14 protein-coding genes and 1 pseudogene are annotated in these 18673 nt (G+C 71.5%); 3 read left to right on the top strand and 12 right to left on the bottom strand.

The window, feature by feature from the left end:
* The first annotated feature begins 252 nt into the window (after nucleotides 1-252).
* Nucleotides 253-954, top strand: a complete 702-nt coding sequence (locus tag AB0J72_RS03250) for a class I SAM-dependent methyltransferase (RefSeq protein WP_363393815.1) — start codon at nucleotides 253-255, stop codon at nucleotides 952-954.
* Here AB0J72_RS03250 and AB0J72_RS03245 read toward each other — a convergent pair.
* Nucleotides 951-1715 (bottom strand): type III pantothenate kinase, encoded by a 765-nt coding sequence (locus AB0J72_RS03245; RefSeq protein WP_363393813.1) that lies wholly within the window; start codon nucleotides 1713-1715, stop codon nucleotides 951-953. The genes AB0J72_RS03250 and AB0J72_RS03245 overlap by 4 nt on opposite strands.
* Nucleotides 1716-1780: 65 nt before the next feature.
* Between AB0J72_RS03245 and AB0J72_RS03240 the strand changes: the two genes are divergently transcribed.
* The gene (locus AB0J72_RS03240; protein WP_363393812.1) at nucleotides 1781-3769 is read left to right on the top strand and encodes a hypothetical protein; all 1989 of its coding nucleotides are present in this window, start codon (nucleotides 1781-1783) and stop codon (nucleotides 3767-3769) included.
* Nucleotides 3770-3784: 15 nt separating this feature from the next.
* On the opposite strand, the gene nadC is transcribed toward AB0J72_RS03240, so the two are convergent.
* The 10 genes and pseudogenes from nadC to AB0J72_RS03190 form a co-directional block, all read right to left on the bottom strand.
* The gene (nadC, locus tag AB0J72_RS03235) at nucleotides 3785-4663 is read right to left on the bottom strand and encodes a carboxylating nicotinate-nucleotide diphosphorylase (protein ID WP_363393810.1); all 879 of its coding nucleotides are present in this window, start codon (nucleotides 4661-4663) and stop codon (nucleotides 3785-3787) included.
* A 139-nt stretch (nucleotides 4664-4802) separates the two neighbouring features.
* Nucleotides 4803-6428, bottom strand: a complete 1626-nt coding sequence (locus tag AB0J72_RS03230) for an L-aspartate oxidase (RefSeq protein WP_363393808.1) — start codon at nucleotides 6426-6428, stop codon at nucleotides 4803-4805.
* 47 nt (nucleotides 6429-6475) lie between these two features.
* Nucleotides 6476-7321 carry a septum formation family protein gene (locus AB0J72_RS03225; RefSeq protein WP_363393806.1) on the bottom strand — a complete coding sequence of 282 codons (846 nt, stop codon included), beginning with the start codon at nucleotides 7319-7321 and terminating at the stop codon, nucleotides 6476-6478.
* A 68-nt stretch (nucleotides 7322-7389) separates the two neighbouring features.
* Complete coding sequence (locus tag AB0J72_RS03220; RefSeq protein ID WP_363393804.1) at nucleotides 7390-8280, bottom strand: septum formation family protein; 891 nt, start codon at nucleotides 8278-8280, stop codon at nucleotides 7390-7392.
* Between the two features lie 51 nt (nucleotides 8281-8331).
* A complete protein-coding gene (locus AB0J72_RS03215; RefSeq protein WP_363393802.1) occupies nucleotides 8332-9243 on the bottom strand; it encodes a septum formation family protein in 912 nt (303 codons plus the stop codon).
* 98 nt (nucleotides 9244-9341) lie between these two features.
* Entirely contained in the window at nucleotides 9342-10259 is a 918-nt protein-coding gene (locus tag AB0J72_RS03210) for a septum formation family protein (RefSeq protein ID WP_363393800.1), read from the bottom strand.
* Nucleotides 10260-10277: 18 nt separating this feature from the next.
* The gene (panD, locus tag AB0J72_RS03205; RefSeq protein ID WP_363393798.1) at nucleotides 10278-10700 is read right to left on the bottom strand and encodes an aspartate 1-decarboxylase; all 423 of its coding nucleotides are present in this window, start codon (nucleotides 10698-10700) and stop codon (nucleotides 10278-10280) included.
* A gap of 34 nt (nucleotides 10701-10734) precedes the next feature.
* On the bottom strand, nucleotides 10735-11547 hold the full coding sequence (panC, locus tag AB0J72_RS03200) for a pantoate--beta-alanine ligase (RefSeq protein ID WP_363393796.1): 813 nt from the start codon (nucleotides 11545-11547) through the stop codon (nucleotides 10735-10737).
* A 92-nt stretch (nucleotides 11548-11639) separates the two neighbouring features.
* Nucleotides 11640-12551 (bottom strand): annotated as a pseudogene (locus tag AB0J72_RS03195) (DUF2520 domain-containing protein); the annotation flags it as partial.
* 153 nt (nucleotides 12552-12704) lie between these two features.
* Nucleotides 12705-13250 carry a TetR/AcrR family transcriptional regulator gene (locus AB0J72_RS03190; protein WP_363393964.1) on the bottom strand — a complete coding sequence of 182 codons (546 nt, stop codon included), beginning with the start codon at nucleotides 13248-13250 and terminating at the stop codon, nucleotides 12705-12707.
* A 225-nt stretch (nucleotides 13251-13475) separates the two neighbouring features.
* Between AB0J72_RS03190 and AB0J72_RS03185 the strand changes: the two genes are divergently transcribed.
* The gene (locus AB0J72_RS03185) at nucleotides 13476-14768 is read left to right on the top strand and encodes a D-arabinono-1,4-lactone oxidase (RefSeq protein ID WP_363393794.1); all 1293 of its coding nucleotides are present in this window, start codon (nucleotides 13476-13478) and stop codon (nucleotides 14766-14768) included.
* 1035 nt (nucleotides 14769-15803) lie between these two features.
* On the opposite strand, the gene topA is transcribed toward AB0J72_RS03185, so the two are convergent.
* Nucleotides 15804-18647, bottom strand: a complete 2844-nt coding sequence (topA, locus tag AB0J72_RS03180; protein ID WP_363393792.1) for a type I DNA topoisomerase — start codon at nucleotides 18645-18647, stop codon at nucleotides 15804-15806.
* Nucleotides 18648-18673 lie beyond the last annotated feature (26 nt).

Genomic DNA, 18673 nt, shown 5'->3' with positions numbered 1-18673 from the left:
CACAGCCAGGGCCGCAGGCAAGGAAGACAGGGCCTCGGAATCGGATTGGGCGATACGCCGACGCAAATCCGTGTCCGTCGCATTGCTATGCGTGACGAATGGCAGGTGCAGCACCACCTTGCACAACTGCAACATGGCGCGTGCAGGTAGCAGAGGCCAACGACCGCCCAGAGAGAGCCATGCGCGCCCGGCCGGCCAATTCCGCGTTTTACGGCGCGACCTCGCGACTTCGCTTTCGGTACTTTTAGCAGCGTGGATTTCGCAGCACATGCCTCCTCGTTCGGAGCGGCCGCCGACCTGTACGACCGCATCCGCCCCCGCTACCCGCGCGAGGCCCCGCAATGGGCGATACCGGAAAAATCCGAAATCTGTGATCTTGGTGCGGGCACCGGCATCCTGACCCGCCAGCTCCGCGACCTGGGCCATCACGTCATCGCCGTCGAGCCGGACGACAAGATGCGCGCCAAGATCCCTGGTGACGCGCGCAAGGGTGACGCCACCCACATCCCCCTGCCGGACGCGTCCGTCGACGTCGTCACCGCCGGGCAGGCCTACCACTGGTTCTACGGCGAGCCGGCGCACGCCGAGATCGCGCGGGTCCTCCGGCCAGGTGGCCGCTTCATCCCGATCTGGAACATCCGCGACGAGCGCGTCCCATGGGTCGCCGAGTCCTCCACGCTCTTCGACGGCGCCCGCGAGCGCGACGCGTTCGACGAGACGGCCGTGCGGGACTTCGGCCCCCTCTTCGGCCCGGTGGAGCGGGGGACGTTCGAGTGGAGCGCCACCCACACCAGGGAGTCGTTCCTGGAGCTGGTCAAGTCCCGCAGCTACTACCTGGTCGCCGGCGATGAGGCACGGCGACAGCTGGAGGAACGGCTGGGCGAGGTGCTCCCGCGGACCGAGCAGTTCGAGCTGCCGTACGTGACCTACACGTACATCGGCCGCAAACGCTAACCGCGGTTGCGGTCGAAGATCAGTCGCAGCCCGATCAGGGTGAGCATCGGCTCGTGGTGCGTGACCGTGGCGGACTCGCCGATCACGATCGGGGCCAGGCCACCGGTCGCGACGACCGCCTTCACCGTGCCGCCCAGCTCCGCGGAGATGCCCCGCACGATGCCGTCGACCTGCCCGGCGAAGCCGTAGACGACGCCGGACTGCAGGCACTCGACCGTGTTCTTGCCGATCACCCGCGGCGGCTTGACCAGCTCCACCTTGCGCAGCTGGGCGGCGCGGGCCGCGAGGGCGTCCACGGAGATCTCGATGCCGGGCGCCAGGACGCCGCCGAGGAACTCCCCGCGGGCGGAGACGACGTCGAAGTTGGTCGACGTGCCGAAGTCCACGACGATCGAGGGACCGCCGAAGAGCGTGAAGGCGGCCAGGGTGTTCGCGACCCGGTCGGTGCCGACCTCCTTCGGGTTGTCGATCGCCAGCTGGACACCGGTCCGCACGCCCGGCTCGACGATCACGGTCGGAACGCCCGGGTAGTACCGCTGCAGCATCGTGCGCAGGGAGCGCAGGGCCGCGGGGACGGTCGAGCAGGCCGCGATGCCGGTCAGCGACACGGCGTCGGTGGCGAGCAGCCCCCGGTAGAGCAGGCCGAGCTCGTCGGCGGTGGCCCTCGCGTCGGTCTTGATCCGCCACGAGTGGACCAGCTTCTCGCCCTCGAACGTGGCGAGCACCGTGTTGGTGTTTCCGATGTCGATGCACAGCAGCACGCGGTGAGCCTAACGAAAGGCCCGCCATCGGCGGGGTGAGCCTGGTCATCTACGATCCGGTTCCCATGATGCCGACGGCCCGCACGCTGCTCGCGCTCCTCCCGCTGGCGGCGCTGGTGTTCACCGCGTTCGCGCTGCGTCCGGGCAGTCTGGACGCCCGCCAGGCGGTCATCCGCGCGGCGGCCACGGTGGCGGGCGTCACGGTCGTCTTCGTCGAGCTGCTGTCGCTCGCGGGGTTGATCACGACCTGGCCGGTGATCGTCTACTGGCTGCTCTTCGCCGGCGTGTCCGCCTTCTTCGCCAGGCGCCACCTGCACGTCCCCCACCGTGTCCTGCAAAGTTGGGACAAGGTGCTGCTGTTGGCGTTTGCGGCGTTGGTACTGGCTGAGCTGGTCCTCGCGCTCGCCCACTCGCCGAACAACTACGACTCGAACCACTATCACCTCACGAAGATCGAGCACTGGATCGCCGACGGCGACCTGGCCCCCTACGCCACGGTCCAGAATCAGCAGATCATCCTGGTCCCGGGCGCGGAGTACCTGCTGCTGCAGGCCCGCCTGCTGACCGGGGACGACGCGCTGTACAACCTGCTGCAGTGGGGCGTGTCGCTGCTGGCCGCCGTCGCCGTCTCCCGCTGTGCCGCCCAGCTCGGCGTCGGCCGCATCGGCCAGCTCGTCGCCGCCGCCGTCCTGCTCACCGCGCCGGCGGTCGCCCTGGAGGCCACCAGCACCCAGAACGACCTCGTCGTCACCGCGTGGGTCGCCTGCGCCGCCAGCCTCGCGCTCGACGGCGCCCGCCGGGTCGCGACGCGCGGCGACGTCCTGACCCTCGCCACGGTCGCCGGCCTCACCGCCGTCACCAAGTCGACCGGCCTCATGCCCCTCGCCCCGATCCTCGTCTTCTGGGGCATCTGCCAGCTCCGTCTCCGGACGGCGCGGTCCTCGGAAGCCGCTGGGGCCCCCGAGGCTCCCGCGCCCTCTGACGGGCCTTCTGACGGGCCTACAGACGGGCCTACAGACAGGGCGGGCGGCCGGACCGGGCAGTGGCTGCGCACCGCCGGCGCCGGCCTGGCGATCGTCGCCGGCATGGTCGTGCTCGCCGGGCCGGCGATGCTGCGCGTCAACGACGCCTTCGGCTCACCGCTCGGGCCGCCCGGCTACAGCGCATCGCTGTCCACGGAGCGCAAGGACCCGCCCGCAGTGCTGGTCAACGGCCTGCGCCTGGCCGCCTCCACGCTCACCACGCCGTTCCCGGCGGTCAACGGCGTGGTCAGCGACGCCGTCATCGCCGTCGCGGACGTCGTGGGCGTCAACCCCAACGACCCGAAGATCACCCAGTGGCGGAGCGTCTTCCCCGGCACGCGCTGGAAGCCGGACGAGGACCGGTCGCCGTACCCCATCCAGTCCGCGCTGATCCTGAGCGCCCTCGCCGTCACGCTGGTGTGGCGGCGGCTGCCCCCGCTGCTGAGGGGCTACGCCGTCATGGTGCTCGGAGCGTTCGTCATGACCGCCGCGGTCGTCAAGTGGCAGGACTGGGGCAACCGGCTGATCCTGCCCGCGTTCGCGCTCGGCGCGCCGCTCGCCGGCTACTGGGCCGACCGCCTGCGCACCCACCGCGTCACCGCGGCCGCGCTCGTCGTCGTCATGGCGGCGGCGTTCGCGGCCGGCGGGATCTCCGTCGCGTACGGGCAGCCCCGCCGCCTCGTCGGCCAGGGATCCGTCTTCACCCTCACCGACTGGCAGGAGCGCTTCGTCCGGCTGCCCGACCAGGCGGTGCCGTACCAGCAGGCGATCGACGCGATCAAGGCCAGCGGCGTCCGGCGGGTCGGTCTGGTCATGGACGGGGACCTGTGGGAGTACCCGCTGCAGATCTCCCTGCCGGACGTCGAGCTGGTCGCGGTCGAGTCGGTGATCCCGTCCGCCCCGCCCGCACCGGTCTCATCGGTGCAGGCGATCGTGTGCGTCTCCGGCCCCGAACGCTGCGCCGCGGTGGTCCCGCCGGCGTGGAAGGTCCAGCGGTTCTCCACGCTGGTCGCCGTCGCGTTCCCCGCGTAGGGGCCGTGCAGGGGCTCAGTGGGTCCGCAGGTCCATCGCGATGTCGAGGATCGGTGAGGAGTGGGTGAGGCCGCCGACGGACAGATAGTCGACCCCGGTGGCCGCGTAGTCCGCCGCCGTCTCCAGGGTCAGGCCGCCGGTCGCCTCCAGCTCGGCCCGGCCGCCGACCGCCGCCACGACCTCCCGCAGCAGGTCCGGCGCCATGTTGTCGAGCAGCAGGAAGGTGGCGCCGGCGGTGACCGCCTCCACCGCCTCGCCGACCGTGGTCACCTCGACCTGGACCGGGACGTCGGGGAACGCCTCCCGGACCCGGGCATACGCCGCGGAGATGCCGCCCGCCGCCAGCTTGTGGTTGTCCTTGATCATGGCGACGTCGTAGAGGCCCATGCGCTTGTTGGTGCCGCCGCCGGCGCGGACCGCGTACTTCTCCAGGATGCGCAGGCCCGGCGTGGTCTTGCGGGTGTCGAGGACCAGGGCCTTGGTGCCGTCGAGGAGGTCTGCCCACCGGCGGGTGTGGGTGGCGACGCCCGACATGCGGCACAGCAGGTTGAGGGCGGAGCGCTCGGCGGTCAGCAGGTCGCGGGTCGGGCCGGTGACGGTCGCGAGCACCGTGCCGCGCACGACGGACGAGCCGTCGACGGCGTGGATCGCCACCTCGACGGACGGGGACACGGCCTCGAACACGGCGGCCGCGACGGCCAGGCCGGCGACCACGCCGTCGGCGCGGGCGACGATCTCGGCGGAGTCCGTCTGGGTCGCCGGGATGGTGGCCACGCTGGTCACGTCGAGGCGGTCGGGGCCGAGGTCCTCGGTCAGGGTCCGCTCGACGATCTCGCCGACGGCGACCGGGTCCAGCCCGACCTTCCGCAGCAGCGCATCAGTCTCCGGGGTCACGCCGCCACCTCCGCTGCGCTCCGGCGTCGGCCTGACCCGTCTACTGTGCCCATGATGCCCACCCCTCCGCTGCGCTCCGGTGCGGTCATGTCATCCTCCAGCGTCTCGGTCAGGGCAGCGGCGGCAGCCAGGGAGGGCGTCACGCGTCCTCCCACGTCTCGGTCAGGGCGCCGGTGTCGGACAGGCCGGCGAGGAAGTGGCCGCGGAACACGTCGCTGGCGTCGGGGAAGTCCTCGCGCCAGTGGCAGCCGCGGGTCTCCTGCCGCTGGTCGGCGGCGCCGACGAGGGCGGCCGCGACGGTGAGCAGGTTGGTCGCCTCCCAGCCGGCGAGGCCGGGCGCTGCGCGGTCCAGGGCCAGCTTGGCGATCGCCTGCGCCGCCTGGTCGAGCGACTCGGCGCTGCGCAGCACCGAGGCGTGCGCCGACATGGCCGCCTGCAGCGGGCCTCGCAGCCCGGGGTCGGCGGTCCACGCCGGCAGGTCGCCGGCGACGGGGTCGGTCTGCGCGGGCAGGCCGCGGGCGATGTCCTCGGCGATCCGGCGGGAGAAGACCAGCCCCTCCAGCAGCGAGTTGGAGGCCAGCCGGTTGGCGCCGTGCACACCGGTACAGGCGACCTCACCACACGCGTAGAGGCCCGGGATCGACGTGCGGCCGTGCAGGTCGGTGCGGACGCCACCGGAGGCGTAGTGCGCCGCCGGGGACACCGGGATGAGGTCCGCGGCGGGGTCGACGCCGGCCGCCCGGCAGGACGCCACGATCGTCGGGAACCGCCCCTCGAGGAAGTCCCGGCCGAGGTGGCGGGCGTCGAGCCAGACGTTGTGCGTGCCCTCGGCGCGCATGACCCGGTAGATGCCCTTGGCCACGACGTCGCGCGGGGCGAGCTCCGCGAGCTCGTGGCGGCCGACCATGAAGCGGTTGCCGTCGCCGTCGCGCAGGTACGCGCCCTCGCCGCGCAGCGCCTCGCTGACCAGCGGCTGCTGGGAGTCGCGGTTGTTGAGCGCGAGCGCGGTCGGGTGGAACTGGACGAACTCGATGTCGGTGACGGCGGCCCCGGCGCGCAGGGCGAGCGCGACCCCGTCGCCGGTGGAGACGATCGGGTTGGTGGTGGCGGAGTAGATCTGGCCCATGCCGCCGGTGGCGAGCACGACGGCCCGGGCGAGGACCGCGCCGACGCCGTCCTCCGCGCCTTCGCCGAGGACGTGCAGGGTGACCCCGCAGGCCCGGCCGGCGGCGTCGGTGAGCAGGTCGAGGACGAGGGCGTGCTCGATGAGGCGGATCCACGGGTCGCGGTGGACGGCGGCGTGCAGGGCCCGCTGCACCTCGGCGCCGGTCGCGTCGCCGCCGGCGTGGATGATCCGGTTGGCGTGGTGGCCGCCCTCGCGGGTCAGCATGAGGGAGCCGTCGTTGTTGCGGTCGAACTCCGCACCCCAGCGGATCAGCTCGCGGACGCGGGTCGGCCCCTCCCTGACCAGCACGTCGACGGCGGCGGTGTCGCACAGTCCGACGCCGGCGACGAGGGTGTCCTGGGCGTGCGCCTCGGGCGTGTCGAGCGGGTCGAGGACCGCGGCGATGCCGCCCTGGGCCCAGCGGGTCGAGCCGTCATCGATGTTGACCTTGGTGACGACGGTGACGTGCAGGCCGGCCTCGCGCAGGTGCAGGGCGGCGGTCAGCCCGGCGACGCCCGAGCCGATCACGACGACGTCGGTCGGCTCGGCCCATCCCGGCTGGGGCCCGGCGAGTCGGCGCGGTAGTACGGGCAGCTCCATCACTCCAGTCAAACATCACAACCAGGCATTGCGCGCCGTGCCGAGAATCACGCGAACGGCAAGGGGCCCGTGCCCAGCTTCTGGATCGATCCCTTCAGCGGGCGCGCGCTCATCAGGTAGCACGCGAAGGTCTGGTCGCTGCCGAGCCAGGCGGAGCCGGTCTTGGGCCCGACGGCGGCGGCGGACAGGTCGGCCCGGTCGGCGGTCTCCGCCAGGCCGAGGTACCGCAGCCCGACGCTCGTGCAGCCCTTCGCCGACGCGTTGCGCACCGCGGTCTCGTCGAACGGCGCGTCCATCGGGGCGATCGAGTAGCTGCCGGAGTACTCGCCGTCGTGCGGGCCGGCGCAGCCGACGTACTTCAGCGCGGAGATGCACTCGATCGGCAGGCTCGGCCCGGCCTTGGCCAGGCTGCCCTCGCGGGTCGCGAGCTCGTCGCCGGCCGGGCCGGTCACGGGGGCGACCGCGCAGCCGAAGAAGCCGTCCTTGGCCGGCGTGATCCACGAGGCGAGGATCTGGACCTTCGACTCGTGCCAGTTGCCGCCGAGGAACGCGGTGCCCTGCACGACGCAGGCGCGGCGGGCCTGGGCGTACAGGAGGTTCTGGGCGATCGCGACGTCCTGGCCCTTGGCCTTGTCGAGGCGGTGCAGCAGGTCGTCGGTGGCCTGGCCGACGTGGAACACCTCGGCGGTGTGGGCGGCGGCGCAGTCCACGGGGCCGCCGGCCCACGGGAAGGCGGCCTTCGCGCCGGCCGCGTCGACCGACCAGCAGGAGCCGACCTGCGGCGCGGCGGCGGGCGGGGTCTTCGGGATCTTCCGGTCGCCGCCGCGCAGCAGCCAGTAGGCGCCGCCCCCGACGAGCGCGAGCACGACGACGATGAAGATGACCCGCCTCATGAGGAAGCAGTGTGCCATTACCGGCCGGTAACGTCACGCCCCGTTCCTAGACCGGGACGTTGCCGTTCTTAGACCGGGACGTTGCCGTTCGCCAGCAGAGAGCGGCTGACCGAGAGGTTGCCCTCCAGCATCAGGTAGCAGCGGGCGGTGCGGTCGCCGTAGCCCCACCGGGCCGGCGTCGCGGTCGACCAGGCGAACGAGATCTGCTTGTTGAGGTCGTACTGGGCGTCGGTGAGGCCCAGGTAGCGCGCCACGATCGTCTTGCAGCCGGGCTGCAGCAGCGACCGGCGGGCCGAGGCGTCGCTCGGGTACGGCCGCGCGTCCGGCGAGTAGAAGGTGCCGGTGTACTCGCCGTTGTGCAGCGTGTCGCACTTGACCGGGACGAAGTCCTCGATGCTGCCCTTGCTGTCGGTCGTGACCTTGACGCAGCCGAGCTGGAGCGGCTTGGAGCCCCGCAGGGTGTCCTTGAGGCTCGTCGTGCGCGGCGCGATCGTGTACGTGTCGTCGGAGACCTCGATCAGGTCGCACCGGTAGTAGCGCGCCTGGCCGGCCCACTGCTTCGCCGACGGCGCCAGCACCCGCAGGATCAGCCGGCCGTCGTGCCAGTCGCCGCCGAGGAAGTTGCTGGCCTCGGTCTGGCAGGCGGCGAACGCCTCGGTCAGGTCGGCCTCGGCCGGCGGCGACGACTTCTGCGCGATGGTGCCGGTGAACTCGCCGACCTTGAACGTCTCGCTGGCGTGCGACGCGGTGCACTCGACCTCGGCCAGGTCGGGCCCGACGGCGAGCTTGTCGGCGTCGCCCTTGTAGGTCCAGCACTGGCCCGCGGAGGGCTTGGGCACGCTCGGCGCCGCGAGGGCGCCCCAGCCGTTGACGAGGTCGCCGTCCGTGCCCGCCGGATTGCCGCAGCCGGCGGCGAACAGCACCAGCGCCACCGACAGCCCGACGGTCCACCGCTTCATCGGCAGAGCTCCCTCACCTCGTAGCACGGGCCCACAGTCTCGCAGAGGGGGTCAAATCTTGCCCATGCCGATGCCCTTGAGGGAGCGGATCGTGCTCTTCTTGTCGTACAGCATCGCGTAGCACCGGGCGGTGCGGTTGCCGCGCAGCCAGTTCTCCTCGTCGACCATCCAGAAGCCGATGCCGACCTCCTGGTGGTTGTCGAGCGCCTGCTGCGTCAGGCCGAGGAACTTGGCGCCGAGCGCCTCGCAGCCGGTCCGCATCGCGGCGCGCCGCTCGTCGGCGTTCTTCGGGAAGGCCCGCTCGCCGGCCAGGTACGTGCCGACGTACTCCATGTTGTGCGTCGACGTGCACGGCTTCGGCTCGTAGTCGTCCCAGGTCTTGCCGTCGGCCTCGTAGATCTCCTGGGCGCAGGTCAGCGCGATCGGCTTGTCGCCGGTGAGGCCGCCCTTGAGGCTGCTCGTGCGGCTGATCGGCTTGCCGGCGTCGCTCTGCACCTCGGCGAGGTCACAGCGGAAGAAGCGCCCGCCGCCGGACCACTGCGTCGTCGACGGGGGCAGCACGATCAGCTCGAGGCGGGCGTCGTGGTAGTCGCCGCCGAGGTAGGTCTGCGCCTCGGTGTTGCACTTGGCCCAGGCGTCCTTGAGGTCCGCGCCCTTCGGCGGCGACGACGCGCTGGCCGCGGTGCCGGTGAGGTCGCCGACGTAGAACGTCTCGCTGATGTGCCCGGTCGTGCAGGAGGCCACGGCCGTGAAGGAGAAGACCGTGAGGGTGTCCGTCTCGAAGTACGGCACGGTGCTGTCGTAGCACGCGCCGACCGGCGGCAAGGGGACCTTGGGGGCGGCGAGCATGGCCCAGTCGTCGACGAGGTTCTTGTCGACACCCGCGGGCGTCGTGCAGCCCGCCAGCATCACGACGGCGGCGACCGGTGCCACCGCCATGGCGAGCCGTCGAAAACGCACCATGATTCCAACCCCTCCCCCGGCGCACACAGCGCGGGTGCAGTGTGCCAATGATCAATGTGGTTGGCAACCCGGCCCAACTGCCAGATCTAGGACAGCATCTACGCGATTGTGATCGGTAGACCCTTTGTACCCGCGCCCCGCAACGAGGTCGTCACCGGCTTCGGCGGCCACACGAAACAGCGCACCGCGCGGTTGCCGAGCTCCCAGGCCGTCTTGTCATAGGGCCACATTACGAGACCGGTGCGGGAGCGGAAGTTCACGTCGTCCGGCACGCCGGTGAAGCCCGCCACGACGGGGCGGCAGCCGGCGAGGTTGGCGTTGCTGCGGGCCTCGCTGTCGGCCGGGTATTCACCGTCCGGGGGCTCGTAGAGGCCGGCGAACTCGCCCTCGTGCGGAGTCGTGCACGAGGCGGGGAAGATCCGGTCGATGTCGCCGGCGGCGCCGCCCGCCTTGGTGGTGACTTTCACACACCCGATGCGCAGCCCCCCGCCGTCGGGGCGCAGCGTGCCGCGCAGCGACGCGGTGCGGGTCGCGACGCTGAAGCGGTCGATGTCCTGCAGCGCCTGCAGGTCGCAGCGGAACCAGCGGGCCCCGGCGTCCCACAGCAACGGCTTCGGCACGTCCACGCTCAGCGACACCCGGCCGGTGCGCCAGTCCGCGCCCAGGAGGGCCTTCGCATCGTCGGCGCAGCGTCGGTACGCGTCGCGCATGGCCGGGCTCCCGACGTTCGGCGGGGTGGCCCGCTCGGCGTCCGCACCGGCGAACCGGCCCACCGAGATCAGCTCGACCTCGTGCGGCTCGGTGCAGCCGACCGGCGTCGGCCAGCTCGTGACGTCGGCGCTCGCGGTGCCCGACGGCAGCGCGTAGCACGCCGGCGCGGTGGGCACCTGCAGCACGGCGGCCGGCAGCATCGGCCAGCCGTTGACCAGGTCCTTGTCGGTGCCTGCGGGGGTCGGTCGCGCGCAGGCACTCAGCAGTGTCGCCACCGCCATGACCAGCACGACCGCGCGCCGCACCGCCACCTCCCCAGGTGCTTACGCCCGGAGAAGGTCTCCCCTCACAGGCTCGCCCACCATACCCGGTATGGCGTCCGCGGGATCGTGACCGAGTTCGATGATTCCGTTGGTGGCGTCGACGTGGACGATGCGCGGTTGGTACGTCCTGGCGGTGGCGTCGTCGAGCTGTGCGTAGGAGATCAGGATGACGAGGTCACCCGGGTGGACCAGGTGCGCAGCGGCGCCGTTGATCCCGATGACGCCGCTGCCGCGGGGTCCGGCGATCACGTAGGTCTCCAGCCGGGCCCCGTTGGTGATGTCCACGATCGCGACCTGTTCACCGGCGAGCAGGTCCGCGGCGTCCATCAGATCCTCGTCGACCGTTACCGAACCGACATAGTGCAGATCGGCCTGCGTCACCGTCGCCCGGTGGATCTTGGACTTGAGCATCGTGCGGATCACGGCATCTCCACTGCTTTATCGCTTTTGTCGCTTCTCACGGCAGGTCCACCGCGATGTTGTCGATCAGGCGGGTGCCGCCGACCCAGGCCGCGGTCAGCAGCCGGCCGGCGCCGTGCGCGGGTGCCGGGCCCAGCATGGGATCGGTCAGGACGAAGTAGTCGAGCTTGACCTCGGGCTCCGTCGCGAACTCGGCGACCCCCACGGCGATGGGGTCCTTGCTGTGCGCCGCCTTCGTGAGCGCCCTGGACAGCACCAGCGCCGCCTGCCGCTCCGCCGGGGCGAGGTAGCGGTTGCGGCTGGACAGCGCGAGGCCGTCGGGCTCCCGCACCGTCGGCACACCCCGCACCACGATCGGCAGGTCGAAGTCGCGGACCATCGCCCGGATCATGCCGAGCTGCTGGTAGTCCTTCTCCCCGAAGTACGCGACGTCGGGGCGGGTCAGCTGGAACAGCTTGTTGACCACCGTCAGCACGCCGTGGAAGAACCCCGGGCGGCTGGCGCCCTCGAGCTCGTTGCCGGCGGGCCCGGGGTCGACCCGGACCGCGGGCTCACCCTGCGGGTACATGATCTCCGGCGTCGGCGTGAACGCGATGTCCACGCCGGCCCGCTCCGCGATCGCCAGATCGGCTTCCAGGGTGCGCGGGTAGCGGTCGAAGTCCTCGCCCGGCGCGAACTGCAGGGGATTGACGAAGATCGTGAGCAGGACCGTGTCCGCTTCGGCGCGGGCGGCACGCAGGAGCTCGGCGTGCCCCTCGTGCAGCGCACCCATGGTCATGACGACGGCGACGGCGCCGCGCGCTCCCGCCCGCGCGACGGCGAGCTGCTCGCGGGTCTCGGCGACGATCATGGCTTACCTCCGGTGCCCTTGGCCTTCCGGCGGCCGCCGCGCTGCGCGGCGATCGCCGGCACCTGCTTCTGCGCAGAGCCCTCCTTCTGTCCGGAGTCGCCGCCCTTATGCCCGGAGCCGCTGAGCACGTCGAGCAGCGGCTCGGCGTCCATCGGGCGGAGCCGGCCGGCGGCGATGACCCGGTCGGCGGTGCGCCGGGCGAGCGCCAGGTAGGGCGGCACCGACTCCGGGGCGACCGCGTCGAGCGCCCTGAGGTGCTTGGCGACCGTGCCGGCGTCGCCGCGGGACACCGGGCCGGTGATGGCGGCGTCGCCGAGGCGCAGCGAGTTGTCCAGCGCGGCGCCGAGCAGCGGGGCGAGGACCTGCTCCGGGTGCCGGACGCCGGCGTCGCGCAGCCGGTCGAGCGCCTCGTTGACGAGGGTGGCGAGGTGGTTGGCGCCGTGGGCCAGGGCAGCGTGGTACAGCGGCCGGCGCTCCTCCTCGATCCACTCGACCTGACCGCCGAGGTCGGCGACCAGGGAGGCGGCGAGGTCGCGCAGGTCGTCGGGGGCGGTCACGCCGAACGAGACACCGGCGGCGAGCCGGCCCAGGTCGACGGCGGTGCCGGTGAACGTCATCGCCGGGTGCAGCGCCAGGGGGCGCGCGCCGGCGGCGGCGACGGGTGCGAGGACGTCGAGGCCGTGGGCGCCGGAGGTGTGCGCGACGATCTGCCCCGCGCGCAGCGCGCCGGTCTCGACCAGCCCGTGCACCAGGCCGGCGAGCACGTCGTCGGGGACCGCCAGCAGCACGAGGTCCGCGGAGGCGGCGACCTGGTCGGCGGGAAGGAGCGCGACGCCCGGGAGCAGCTGCTCCGCACGGGTCTTGGAGGCGGTCGAGACACCGACCGCGGCGACCACCTGATGGCCGGCGTTCACGAGCGCGGCGCCGAGCACCGCGCCGACCCGCCCGGCACCGATGATGCCGATGTTCTGCCTGCTCTTTTGGCTGTTCAGAGCACTGTTCATCGCGGTGGATCCAGTCCTCGGAGTGGGGTACCGGTCGACCACGAGTATGCGTCGTGCGGGGCAAAGCGGACAGGACGTGTGGGATTGTCAACACGAGGTTTCAGACCCTTTACCGGCCTCGCGAGCGGCCGATAAAGGGTCCGAACGGCGTCGTCAGAGGCGGTGGTGCAGGTAGTCCTTGATCAGGGCCTTGGCCTCGCCGAGCACCGCGCGGTCGCCGTCCGGCGAGCGCCGGAACGCCATCTTGATCAGCGCGTCGGCGGCCTCGACCGCGATCGCCAGCACGAACTGGAGCCGCTCGGCGTCCACGATGCCGAACCGGCCGATGAGCAGCGCCGCGAGCTGCGACACGATGACGTCGTTGTTGTCCCGCTCGTCGTCGAGCAGGTGGATGTCCACGACGTCACCGAAGTGCAGCGTCCGGAAGCCCGGCACCGTGCGGTGCATCTCGATGTACTCGTCGATGGCCGCGTCGACCGCGTCCCACCAGTGCGAGATGTCCTCGTCGGCCAGCCGGGCGCCGAGGCGCTCCAGGTAGCCCTCCAAGCTGCGCAGCGTGAGCGCCTGCACGATCGCGCGCTTGTCCGGGAAGAACTGGTAGACCGAGCCGATCGCCACCCCCGCCCGCTCCGCGAGCAGGGTCGTGGTCAACCCGTCGTAGCCAACCTCGTCGACGAGCTCGGCGCACGCGTCGAGCATCCGCCCGACCCTCGCCACACTGCGCCCCTGCACCGGAACCCGGCGCAGCGGCTTCGTCCCGGCACTGGCCACTGTCTGCGTCGCCACCCGGCAATCCCCCCTCTAGCTCGTCCCTCTGAAACCTACTCACGTCAACGAGCGGGCGGGATCGGCGGATAGCCCATTTCACTCTTGTGGTTCAACGGGTCATTGACGGCGGGCATACGTGAAGGGTACTCAGGTTTCGTGACTTCTCCGTGGGCCAACTGGGCCGGCAACCAGACCGCGCGGGCGACGCGTGTCGCACACCCGTCGACCACCGCTGAGCTGGCCGTTGTGCTCCGCGCCGCGGCGGACGAGGGGCTTCGGGTCAAGGCCGTCGGCTCCGGGCACTCCTTCACACCCACCGCTCTGACGGACGGCGTGCGGATCGAGCTCGACCAGATGGCGTCACTCGTCCGGGTCGAGGGCAACCTCGTCACCGTCCAGGCCGGCATGAAGCTCGCGACCCTCAACGCCACGCTCGCCGCACACGGCCTGGCCATGCCCAACCTCGGCGACATCGACGCGCAGACCATCTCGGGGGCGCTGTCCACCGGTACACACGGGACAGGCGCCGCATATGGGTGCCTTTCGACATTTATCGAGGCCCTCGAGCTGGTCACCGCCGACGGTGCGGTCGTGCGCTGCTCGGCCGCCACCCAACCGGACCTGTTCGCCGCCGCCCGGGTCAACATCGGCGCCCTGGGCGTGCTCACCGAGGTGACCCTGCGCTGCGTGCCGGCCTTCGTCCTGCAGGCCGACGAGCGCCCGGCGCCGCTGTCCGACGTGTGGTCGGGCCTGGAGACCCACATCGCCTCGAACGACCACTTCGAGTTCTACTGGTTCCCCTACACCGACCGGGTCCAGATGAAGCGCAACAACATCGTGCCCGCCTCCGACCGCCCCCTCGCGGGCTGGCGCCGCTGGCTCGACGACGACTTCCTGTCCAACTCGGTCTTCGGCGGCGCGTGCCGGCTCGGCCGGGCCCTGCCCTCGACCGTCCCCACGATCAGCCGCGTGTCGGCCCGGGCGCTGTCCGCCCGCACGTACACCGCCGCCTCGCACGAGGTCTTCTGCACCCCCCGCCGGGTCCGCTTCGTCGAGATGGAATACGGCCTGCCCCGCGCCGCCCTCCGCGAAGCCTTCGACGGCCTCCGCTCGGTGATCGCCGGCCTGCCGTACAAGATCCAGTTCCCGGTCGAGGTCCGCTTCACCGCCGCCGACGACATCTGGCTCTCCCACGGCCACGGCCGCGACAACGCCTACATCGCCATCCACCAGTACGTCGGCGCCCCGTTCGAGGAGTACTTCCGCCGCTTCGAGGCCGTCACCACCCCCCTCGGCGGCCGCCCACACTGGGGAAAGATGAACTTCCGCGACGCGGAGTCACTGGCCGCGGCCTACCCACGCTTCACCGACTTCACCGCGCTGCGCGACAAGCTCGACCCTGGCCGCCTGTTCGCCAACGCCTACACAGACCGCGTCCTCGGCCCCTGACTCCCACCCGCACCCGGCGCCTGACCCGCTGTTTCACACCCCCCTGCACGGATCGCGTCACCCGCACCGCCACCGGACCTGCTGTCCACGGGCGCGATCCCTGCACGAATCGCGCCACCGCAGCCGCACCGCCACCGGACCCGCTGTCCTCGAGCGCGATCCCCTGCACGAATCGCGCCACCGCAGCCGCACCGCCACCGGACCCGCTGCCCCCGAGCGCGATCCCCTGCACGAATCGCGTCACCGCAGCCGCACCGCCACCGGACCCGTGGGACCCGCGGCCCACGGGCGCGATGCGATGGCCGCGCCCTCGACACCTGCCCCTTCACCGCGATCGACGCCCAGCCGACCGTTCGACCAACGCCTGCATGACCCGCGCCACCGCGCCCACCTGCGGCGATCCGCGTGCCCCCGCAGACCCCGACGCGATCCGAAGGTGGGCCGCCGGGCTCGCCGGCTGCCATTCCGCTACCAGGTGCTGTGCCGCCGCCACCTCGGCGCGACGCAGCAGGCACATCGCGGTAAGCGCGGCGCCGGGCTCACCTGGCACGCTGCTGCCGGACCTACGAGACCTGCGGAGCTCGCGGGCTACTGGGCGCGATGCGATGCGGTGCGCGCCCTCGCCGGCTGGCGCAGGTCAACCTCGTCGGGCTCGCCGCCAGCGCCCCGGTGGCGAACACCGTCGGGGACCTCGCCCGACCGGGCGCGTCAACGGCGAGATCATCCGCCTCGACGGCGCCATCCGCATGGCCCCGCGCTGAGTCACCCCGGCCGACATCCGACTGGCCGTTTGGCCGACGCCTGCACGGGTCGCGGGACAGCGCCTGAACGCCTCGCCCCGCCGACGCCTGGCCGGTCACATCGACGGTAACACCGCTGGCCTAATCGACCTCCGGGCTCGGCACCGGCTGTAACCGAGCGAGTGCCTTGCCGCGCCGCGACGGCGATCTCCAGGCCGGCACGGTCGCCATCGCGTCGATGCGGCGACCGTGTGTATCCGATCCGATAACCGTGCGTCCTCGTGGTGCTGTTGGGTCACTCTCCCGGCGGGGTCGACTTCTTCGCCGAGGTGGCCTTCCGCGGGGCTGCCTTCTTGGCCGGGGTTGCCTTCTTCGCAGCCGTGGTCGTTTTCGCCGCCGTGGTCTTCTTCGCGGCGCTCGTCGTCTTCTTGGCCGCCGTCTTCTTCGCGGCAGCGGAAGCGGAAGCGGAAGTCGTCGTGCCGTCCTCGGCGCTCTTCGTGGCCTTCTTCGCCGCGCGCTTCTTCGGCGCCGGGCCCTTGGCCCGCTTCTCGGCCAGCATCTCGCTCGCCTCGTCCATCGAGAGTGACTCGACGGTCTGGTTGCGGCGCAGCGACGCGTTGAACTCGCCGTCCGTCACGTACGGGCCGAACCGGCCGTCCTTGATGACCAGCGGCTTCTCGGTCGCCGGGTCGGGGCCCATCTCGCGCAGCGGCGGCTTGGCAGCGGCGCGGCCGCGGGTCTTCGGCTGCTGCAGCAGCACCATGGCCGCGTCCAGCGAGATCGTGAAGAGCTGACCCTCGTTCTCCAGCGAACGGGTGTCGGTGCCGCGCTTGATGTACGGCCCGTACCGGCCGGGCGAGGCGATGATGTCCACGCCCTCGGGGTCCTTGCCGACGAGTCGCGGCAGGGTCAGCAGCTGCAGGGCCTCTTCGAGGGTCAGGTGCTCCGGCGACTGGGTGGACAGCAGCGAGGAGTTCTTCTCGCCGGTCGACACGTACGGCCCGTAGCGCCCCGACTTGAGGACGATCGGCTCGCCGGTCTCCGGGTGCTCGCCGAGCTTGCGCTCGCCGCTGGCGCCGCCGACGAACAGCTCCGCGACCTTCTCGGGGGTGAGCTCGTCCGGGGCGAGCCCGTCCGGCACGGTCGCCCGGTCGCCTTCGTCGCCCTCGGGCTGGTCGGCGAGGAAGCGCTGCAGGTACGGCCCGTACCGCCCGACGCGCACGACCACGTCGCGGTTGGCCTCGTCGCGGAACAGGGGGATCGAGTTGATCCCGCGCGCGTCGATCTCGCCGAGGCGCTCGGTGACCATACGCTTCAGCCCGCCTTGGCGGGGCACCGACCCTTCGTCGCCTGTGTCTCCACCGAAGTAGAAGGGGCGCAGGAAGTCCACGGCGCTCTCGTCGCCGTTGGCGATCTCGTCGAGGACGTTCTCCATCGACGCGGTGAAGTCGTAGTCGACCAGGCGCGGGAAGTGCTTCTCCAGCAGCCCGACCACGGCGAACGCCAGGAACGACGGGATCAGTGCCTGGCCGCGCTTGAACACGTAGCCGCGGTTGTTGATCGTCTCCATGATCGAGGCGTACGTGGAGGGGCGCCCGATGCCGAGCTCCTCCATCACCTTGACCAGCGACGCTTCGGTGTAGCGGGCCGGCGGCTGGGTGGTGTGCCCGGTCGCGGTCAGCCCCTTCTCGGTCAGCGTCTGGCCCTTGACCAGCACCGGCAGGCGCCGCTCGGCGTCCTCGGCCTCCGCGTTCTCGTCGTCGGAGGATTCGACGTACACGCGCAGGAAGCCGGGATCGGTGATGGTCTTGCCGGTGGTGCTGAAGTCGACCGACTCGCCGGCGGGGGTGGTCGCGTTGATCCGGACGGAGGTGCTGTTGCCGACCGCGTCGGTCATCTGCGACGCGATGGTGCGCTGCCAGATCAACTCGTACAGGCGCAGCTCCTCGGCACTGAGCTCCTTGGCCACGTCGCCGGGTGTGCGGAAGCTGTCGCCGGCGGGGCGGATCGCCTCGTGCGCCTCCTGCGCGTTCTTGACCTTGCCGGTGTAGCGGCGCGGCTGCGGCGGGACGGCGCTCGGGCCGTAGAGGTCGAGGATCTGCTTGCGGGCGGCGGCGATCGCGGCCTCGGACAGGTTCACCGAGTCGGTTCGCATGTACGTGATGTAGCCGTTCTCGTACAGCCGCTGCGCGATCCGCATCGTCTGCGCGCTGGACAGGCGCAGCTTGCGCGAGCCCTCCTGCTGCAGCGTCGAGGTGATGAACGGCGCGGCGGGCTTGCGCCGGTACGGCTTCTCCTCGACCCGGGTAACCGTGAACGGCCGGCCCTCCAGGCGGGCGGCGAGGCCGCGGGCGCCCTGCTCGTCGAGGTGGATGACGCCGGCGTTGGGCCGGACCTTGCCGGTCTCCGGGTCGAAGTCGCGGCCGGTGGCGACCTTGTCGCCGTCGATGGCGAGCAGCGTCGCGTTGAACGTGCGGGTGTCGCCGTCGGGCAGGAGCTTGGCGAGGATGTCCCAGTATTCGGCGGAGCGGAACTTCATCCGCTGCCGCTCCCGCTCGACCACGATCCGGGTGGCGACGGACTGCACGCGGCCGGCGGACAGGCCGCCCTGGACCTTCTTCCACAGGACGGTGGACAGGTCATAGCCGTAGAGCCGGTCGAGGATTCGCCGGGCTTCCTGGGCGTCGACCAGCGCGCGGTTGATCTCGCGCGGGTTGGCGACGGCGGCCTGGATCGCCGGCCGGGTGATCTCGTGGAACACCATCCGCTTGACCGGGACCTTCGGCTTCAAGGTCTCGAAGAGGTGCCAGGCGATGGCCTCGCCCTCGCGGTCCTCATCTGTGGCGAGGTAGACCTCGCTGGCCGACTTCAGCAGTTCCTTGAGCCGGGTGATCTGCTTACGCCGGTCCGCCGAGATGACATAGACCGGGGTGAAATCGTTGTCGACGTCGACGCCCAGGTAGGCCCACGGCTTGCTCTTGAGGTCCTCGGGCATGTCTTTCTTGCCCACAGGCAGGTCACGGACGTGGCCGAAGCTCGCCTCCACGACGTAATTCGGGCCCAGGTAGCCCGAAATCGTCTTGGCCTTCGCCGGCGACTCGACGATCACCAGCCGCTTCGTGTTGGCGGAGTTCGGCACAGCTCTCCCCGGTGCGGACGGACATG

Source organism: Dactylosporangium sp. NPDC049742 (genome assembly GCF_040674675.1).
In the GTDB taxonomy this organism is placed as follows: domain Bacteria; phylum Actinomycetota; class Actinomycetes; order Mycobacteriales; family Micromonosporaceae; genus Dactylosporangium; species Dactylosporangium maewongense.
Note: the sequence above shows the minus strand (reverse complement) of the source record. Positions and strands in the feature narration are given on the sequence as shown.

Coding starts and splice junctions, on each gene's coding strand:
- panC (WP_363393796.1), bottom strand. CDS start 11,547: ATGATCGTCGCCGAGACCCGCGAGCAGCTCGCCGTCGCGCGGGCGGGA.
- AB0J72_RS03220 (WP_363393804.1), bottom strand. CDS start 8,280: ATGAAGCGGTGGACCGTCGGGCTGTCGGTGGCGCTGGTGCTGTTCGCC.
- AB0J72_RS03240 (WP_363393812.1), top strand. CDS start 1,781: ATGATGCCGACGGCCCGCACGCTGCTCGCGCTCCTCCCGCTGGCGGCG.
- AB0J72_RS03215 (WP_363393802.1), bottom strand. CDS start 9,243: ATGGTGCGTTTTCGACGGCTCGCCATGGCGGTGGCACCGGTCGCCGCC.
- AB0J72_RS03230 (WP_363393808.1), bottom strand. CDS start 6,428: ATGGAGCTGCCCGTACTACCGCGCCGACTCGCCGGGCCCCAGCCGGGA.
- AB0J72_RS03225 (WP_363393806.1), bottom strand. CDS start 7,321: ATGAGGCGGGTCATCTTCATCGTCGTCGTGCTCGCGCTCGTCGGGGGC.
- AB0J72_RS03190 (WP_363393964.1), bottom strand. CDS start 13,250: ATGCTCGACGCGTGCGCCGAGCTCGTCGACGAGGTTGGCTACGACGGG.